This window comes from uncultured Cyclobacterium sp. (genome assembly GCF_963976465.1).
GTDB lineage: Bacteria > Bacteroidota > Bacteroidia > Cytophagales > Cyclobacteriaceae > Cyclobacterium.
Window position 1 is genome coordinate 1 of the sequence record NZ_CAXBOC010000301.1, and the last position, 7,085, is coordinate 7,085.

Below are 7,085 nucleotides of genomic sequence, written 5' to 3' on the forward strand. Positions count from 1 at the left end.
GAAAATAATAATCTACCGGCATTTACCGTATTATTATCAAAAGGTGAAGGAAATGGGCAAGGGGTATACTCCAAACTTTGGAGCAATGGTTTCTTACCCTCTGCACATCAGGGTGTGCAATTTAGCAACGGGGAAGATCCCGTACTTTATCTAAGTGATCAGGATGGAATGACCAAGGCCGACAGGAGAAAAATGCTCGACAACTTAGCAGCTCTGAATCACCATGCCTATGAAAAAATTGGAGACCCGGAGATTCAGGCCAAAGTAGCCCAATATGAACTGGCCTATAGAATGCAGACAGCTGTTCCTGAAGCCACTGACTTGACCAAGGAGCCGGATAGTGTTTTTGAAATGTATGGTGAAAACAGCCGTAAACCGGGGACTTTTGCGGCCAATTGTTTGTTGGCACGTAAGCTTTCAGAGTCTGGCGTGCGATTTGTACAGCTTTATCACCAAGGTTGGGATCAACATGGAAACCTTCCCAATGAAATGACCGTTCAGGCAAAAGATGTGGATCAAGCTTCTGCAGCTTTGGTAAAAGACTTAAAACAGCGAGGACTGCTTGACGAAACCTTAGTGATATGGGGAGGAGAATTTGGTCGGACAAATTATTCACAAGGTCGATTAACCCAAGACAATTACGGGAGAGACCACCATCCCAGGTGTTTTAGCATTTGGATGGCCGGTGGAGGAATAAAACCTGGTATTGTTTATGGAGAAACAGATGAATTGGGTTACAATATCACAGAAAATCCGGTGCACGTACACGATTTTCAAGCCACAGTATTGCATCAGCTTGGGTTGGATCATGAGCGGTTGACTTATAGGCATCTAGGACGAAAATTCAGGCTTACTGATGTCTCCGGTCGCGTAATCAAAGAATTATTGGTTTGATCAATTGCCCTTAAATCCTGTAAAAGACGCAGTGTTTTTTAACTTTGCTTGATGAAAACCAATATAAAGAGGTGAGATCAAGAGGTCAATCATCTGCTACCAAAATATAATTTATTAAAATGAAAAACTTAATATTTGAAAACGGGGACAAAATGCCAACCCTCGGGCTCGGAACTTGGAAATCCAAACCAAATGAAGTCTATAAAGCAGTGTTGCATGCCATAAAGGTAGGGTATCGGCACATTGATTGTGCCTATGTTTATAAAAATGAAGTTGAAATAGGTCAAGCTATCAGCGACGCCATTGCTAAAGGGATGGTAAAAAGAGAAGACTTATGGATCACTTCCAAATTATGGAATGATGCTCACCTGCCTCAAGATGTGCTACCTGCCATTCAAAATAGCTTAAAGGATTTACAATTGGATTACCTTGATTTGTATTTGGTTCACTGGCCAGTGGCATTAAAAAAAGGTGTGGGCTTACCCTCTGATCCTGATGATTTTCTAACCAAAGAAGAGGCCCCTTTGGCAGATACTTGGGCTGAAATGGAAAAGTTGCACAACCAAGGTTTAACCCGCCAAATTGGAGTTTCCAACTTCAATTCCGCAAAAATTGAATCATTGAAGAAAAATGCTTCCATTATGCCTACGGTGAATCAAATTGAGTTTCATCCTTATTTGCCTCAAGAGAAGCTAAAAGAATATTGTGACAAAAATGGTATCTACATTACAGGGTATGGCCCTCTTGGAGCAGCCTATAGGGTTGCGGATAATGAAGTGGATCACCCTATTTTGCTTGAAAACAAAACATTGCAAGAGATCGCCAAGAAACATTCAGCGACAGTGGCTCAGGTAGTACTTGCCTGGGCCATAGAGAAAGGAGTATCGGTAGTGCCCAAATCTGTTAATTTTAAGCGAATAGAAGAGAATTTTTCTGCTGGCAATTTGACTCTGGACCAAGAAGATATGAAAATGATTAGTAATCTAGGCGGCCCGTATCGGTATACGCATGGCAGTGCTTGGGTGGGGGAAATCAGTCCTTATGATTTTTCTGACATTTGGGAAGAATGTCTATAATTTAAACCTTCATTTTAATTAAAAAATAACGCATGAAATACATTACATTTAAAAACCAAGATAAAATGCCCATGCTGGGCTTGGGAACCTGGAAATCCGGACCCGGTGAAGTTTATCAAGCTGTGCTCTGGGCTATTGAGGCAGGTTATAGGCATATTGATTGTGCAGCTATCTACCAAAATGAAAAAGAGGTGGGAGATGCTTTACAGAAAGCCTTTAAAGAGGGGCTTGTCAAAAGAGAAGAGCTTTGGATAACCTCCAAGCTTTGGAACAATGCCCATGAGTTGGCCAAAGTGGAAGGAGGTATTCAGCAGACTTTGGCAGATTTGCAGTTGGATTATCTGGACCTTTACTTAATCCACTGGCCGATATCCTTAAAGGCGGGGGTAACTTTCCCTAGTAGTGGAGAAGATTTTCTTGATTACAAAACCGTTCCCCTTTCTGAAACCTGGAAGGGAATGGAAGCATTAAAGGAAAAAGGCCTAACCAGACATATTGGGGTGTCCAACTTTAATATAGCAAAACTTAAAGAAGTTCAACTCAATTGCAGCATCACACCTGAGATGAATCAGATAGAGCTTCATCCTTATTTACCCCAAAATGGACTGGTGGATTATTGCAAGCAAAATGGGATAAATGTTACGGCTTATTCTCCTTTAGGCTCAGCAGACAGACCAAAGGCCAGACAAAAAGATAGTGATCCAATATTAATGGAGCATAATGTTTTTAAAGAACTGGCCGAAAAGTACACTTGTTCTGTAGCACAAATTCTTATCGCTTGGTCATTGCATAGAGACATTGCTGTGATTCCAAAATCAGCAAATAAGGAAAGAATTACGGCCAACCTAAAATCAAAGGATATTGAGCTCTCTGCAGATGATTTAAAAAGTATAGAATCCATCGAAGGGCGCCACAGATATATAGATGGTACATTTTTTACGGAGGTCCCCGGTAGTCCTTTTGAACAATCGGACCTTTGGGAGAGTTAAAGCAACAACCTTATTAAAATCAACACAATTAAAAAGATGATTAAATTTTTAATTTAAATAGAAAGGTTTTAATTTGTGGTTAATTTAGGCTCACAATCTAACAGTAAAGGTTAGTTATTTAAATTATCGTTCAAAACATCATTTGAATAAGGTGGTGGTGTTTAAATACTTATTCGGATAAATTGTAACTGAAATAAATCTTTCTTTACTAAAACAAATACAAGTAGGTGATTTCCTAAAACAGGAAGAAAAATTACGCTATTGATTGATTTTAAACAAACCTGTTAGGGTAAATTCCTAAACCCGAAAAATAGTAAATAAGAATTGGGGAAATTTATATTTTAATACAATAGATACAATGAAATCAGCACATATTTTATTGGTAGAAGACAATGAAGGTGATATTTTTTTAACGCTAGAAGCATTAAATGAAAGTGATTTAAATAACAAAATAAGTATTGCACGTGATGGACAAGAGGCTTTGGATTTTGTTTTTAAAACCAATGGTTTTGAGCAAGAAAACACCCCTGATTTGATTATTCTTGATATAAACCTTCCAAGAAAAAGTGGTCATGAAGTGCTGTATGAACTTAAACAACACCATAGCTATAGAAAAATCCCTGTTGTAATTCTGTCAACTTCAAGTTCCAAAACGGATATTGATTTATCTTATGAGAATTATGCCAATTGCTACATTACTAAACCTGCGGAGGTTGCTGATTTTTTAAAGGTCATTGCATCCATACAGAATTATTGGTTTGAGACCGCTTCCTTACCTGTAAATTAATTTTTGAGTTTTTTTACTTTAAGATTAAATTGAACGAAAAGCTGCTCTTTTCTTACCTTAAGATAGACTAGAATTACATAATTCTTATTTGTTAAATGCATGGATATAGGTATATTCTGTCCGAAATAAATTGGATAAGAATGTATACACACTTTATGAAGCCATTTGTTAGAATGGAATTTTTATTTATCGCATGTATAGATGTTACAATTGCTAGTTGTACAAGCAACAGTCCTGTAAAAAAAGAGCAGCAGCCTGCGCCAAACCTACCCAATATTGTAATTATTTTCACAGATGACCAGGGTTATGAAGATGTAGGGGTTTTTGGTGCGAAAAATATTGAGACACCAAACTTGGATCTTATGGCAAAAAATGGGGTTCAGTTTACCAACTTTCATGTATCCAATGCAGTATGTTCTGCCTCTAGGGCTTCTATCCTTACCGGTTGTTACTCCAATCGCCTAGGTATTTTTGGAGCCCTTTCAGATCGCAGCAAGCATGGTTTGTCACCGGAGGAGACCACCATTGCAGAGGTACTCAAACCTAAAGGGTATGCCACCGGAATAGTAGGCAAGTGGCATTTGGGACACCTTGAACCATTTTTACCCACTAAGCAGGGTTTTGATGAGTTTTTCGGGCTTCCTTATTCTAATGATATGTGGCCTTACCACCCCGAAAGACCGGATAATTATCCTCCGCTTCCATTGTATCAAAATGAAACAATTATAGATACCTTGACAGAACAGCGCATGCTGACAACCTGGTATACAGAAAAGGCTGTTGATTTTATTGACAGGAATAGCCATCAACCATTCTTTCTTTATTTGGCTCACAATATGCCTCATGTACCCCTATATGTATCTGATAAATTTAAAGGGAAGTCTGAGGCAGGAATTTATGGAGATGTAATCATGGAAATAGACTGGTCAGTAGGACAGGTTATGGAAGCATTAAAGAAAAATGGCTTGGAAGAAAATACCTTGGTCGTCTTTACTTCAGACAATGGCCCATGGCTTTCTTATGGAACCCATGCGGGTAGTACAGGTATTTATAAAGAAGGAAAAGGAACTTCTTGGGAAGGAGGAATACGTGTTCCGGCATTAATGCAATGGAAAGGGAAAATTCCTAAAGGGCAAGTTCAAGATAAAATAGCCATGACCATAGACCTATTACCTACCATTGCTCATATTGTGGGTGCTCCTTTGCCTGAGAAAACCATTGATGGAAAAAATATTTGGCCTTTGATAAGTATGGAAGAGGGAGCTGAATCACCTCAGGAGGCCTATTATATTTATTATAACAAAAACGAATTGCAAGCCGTTATCTCTGGTAAATGGAAGTTGTATTTCCCGCACAGGTACCGGACGCTTCCTGATGATTTTGTAAAGCCTACCAATGGAATACCCGGTAAATACGAGATGTTAACATTGGAAGAAATGGAGTTGTATGATTTAGAAAATGATCCATCAGAGCGTAATAATGTTATTGAAGACCATGCTGAGGTGGTAGATAAGTTGCAAGCTTTGGCTGAAAAAGCAAGGGAGGATATGGGAGACGCATTGCAACAAAGAGTGGGACAAAATGTTCGCTTGGCAAAGAATTTCGATTCTTATAAGTAATAATTATCAATGGATTCTTTAATAATGTAGCAATGATGGGGGGTACATGATTAACGGATCATTAGCTTGTCATTTTAGGCATAGACCTTGCGGTCAGGTATCTGAAAATTTTGTTTAAAAGAATAAATACTAGGTTTATGAATGCAAAAGCAGAATACAGTCTATTTGATGATGTAAATAAAGTGGTAGATCATGCAGCCAGCCATATGGACATACATCCGGGCTTGTTGGACCAGATAAAATTATGCAATAGCATTTATAAATTTAATTTTCCGCTTAGGAATGGTGATGGGACCTATCAAGTTATAGAAGGGTATAGGGTTCAGCATTCCCATCATAAATTGCCTGTAAAAGGTGGTATTCGGTATAGCAGTTTTGTGAACGAAGAAGAGGTCAAAGGACTTGCAGCATTGATGACCTATAAGTGTGCCTTGGTAAATATTCCTTATGGTGGGGCCAAAGGTGGTGTGAGGATAGACCACAAGAAGTATACACGTGACCAATTGGAAAAAATTACTAGAAGGTATACTTCTGAGTTAATTAAAAAGAAGTTTATCGGCCCAGCCATAGATGTACCTGCCCCCGATTATGGCACAAGCAGTCAAGAGATGGCTTGGATAGTAGATACTTTTGAAGCTTTTAACCCTGAAGTGATTAATGCCAAGGGTTGTGTTACCGGTAAACCGCTCTCTCAGCATGGTATAGAAGGTAGAACAGAAGCCACAGGTATGGGAGTTTACATAGGGATTCGAGAGGCTGTGAGTGTCAGAGAAGACATGGATGAACTGGGATTACAAGTTGGTTTGAAAGGAAAGACCGTTGTATTGCAGGGCTTGGGGAATGTAGGCTTTTATTCCGCCAAATATCTTTCAGAAGCCGGTGCTAAGATTATTGGTATAGCGGAATATAATGGTGGAATTTGGGATGAAAATGGCATAGATATCGATCAAATTAAAGCCTATCAATTAGAAAATAAAAGTTTTAAAGGGTATGATAAAGGTGAATTTATTGAGAATGCCAATTCTCTTTTAACCAAACCTTGTGATATTTTGATCCCTGCAGCTTTGGAAAACCAAATCACTTCAGAAAATGCCCATGAGATTCAAGCCAAACTAATAGCTGAGGCTGCGAATGGCCCCGTAACACAAGAGGCCAATACCATATTGCTGGAGAAAGGAATCATGATTATTCCAGACATGTACCTCAATGCAGGAGGAGTTACTGTCTCTTATTTTGAGTGGTTGAAAAACCTTTCAAGGGTATCTTTTGGGAAATTGGAGAAAAGGTACGATATGAAAAAGTATGATGAACTCCTAGAAGGCATTGAAAAGGCAACCGGAGATTCATTCAGTGATGAGCAGAAAAGAGTAATAATCAAAGGAGCAAGTGAGCGGGATTTGGTTAACTCAGGACTCGAAGAAACAATGGTAACCGCTTACCACCATATGAACAGTGTGCGTAAGGAAAAAGGGATCAAAGACCTAAGAACAGCAGGATTTATTGTGGCCCTCGAAAGAATAGCCATTTCTTATACCGACTTGGGTATTTTTCCTTAAGTACAAGTCGATGCGAAAATTGGAATGTGAGCTCTTATGGGCAAGGCCATAAGTTGGCGCTTCAAATAAGCCCCGATATTCTTTATGGGAGTGATTCATAAAAAATGGGGCTCGGTTTTTTTCCTGACTTCATCAATTTTCAACTATGAAACTAATAACATTTG

The 7,085-nt window shown here is 38.9% G+C and carries 6 protein-coding genes; all 6 read left to right on the forward strand.

The window, feature by feature from the left end:
* On the forward strand, positions 1 to 894 hold an 894-nt coding region (locus tag AAC037_RS16045; RefSeq protein WP_339903951.1), incomplete at its 5' end, for a DUF1501 domain-containing protein.
* A 119-nt stretch (positions 895 to 1,013) separates the two neighbouring features.
* The gene (locus tag AAC037_RS16050; protein WP_339903952.1) at positions 1,014 to 1,970 is read left to right on the forward strand and encodes an aldo/keto reductase; all 957 of its coding nucleotides are present in this window, start codon (positions 1,014 to 1,016) and stop codon (positions 1,968 to 1,970) included.
* 32 nt (positions 1,971 to 2,002) lie between these two features.
* Positions 2,003 to 2,959, forward strand: coding sequence for an aldo/keto reductase (locus AAC037_RS16055; RefSeq protein WP_339903954.1), 957 nt, complete (start codon positions 2,003 to 2,005; stop codon positions 2,957 to 2,959).
* 358 nt (positions 2,960 to 3,317) lie between these two features.
* Positions 3,318 to 3,746 (forward strand): response regulator, encoded by a 429-nt coding sequence (locus AAC037_RS16060; protein WP_339903955.1) that lies wholly within the window; start codon positions 3,318 to 3,320, stop codon positions 3,744 to 3,746.
* Between the two features lie 140 nt (positions 3,747 to 3,886).
* Positions 3,887 to 5,365 (forward strand): sulfatase, encoded by a 1,479-nt coding sequence (locus AAC037_RS16065; protein WP_339903957.1) that lies wholly within the window; start codon positions 3,887 to 3,889, stop codon positions 5,363 to 5,365.
* A gap of 137 nt (positions 5,366 to 5,502) precedes the next feature.
* A complete protein-coding gene (locus tag AAC037_RS16070) occupies positions 5,503 to 6,921 on the forward strand; it encodes a Glu/Leu/Phe/Val dehydrogenase (protein ID WP_339903959.1) in 1,419 nt (472 codons plus the stop codon).
* The last annotated feature ends 164 nt before the right edge of the window (positions 6,922 to 7,085 follow it).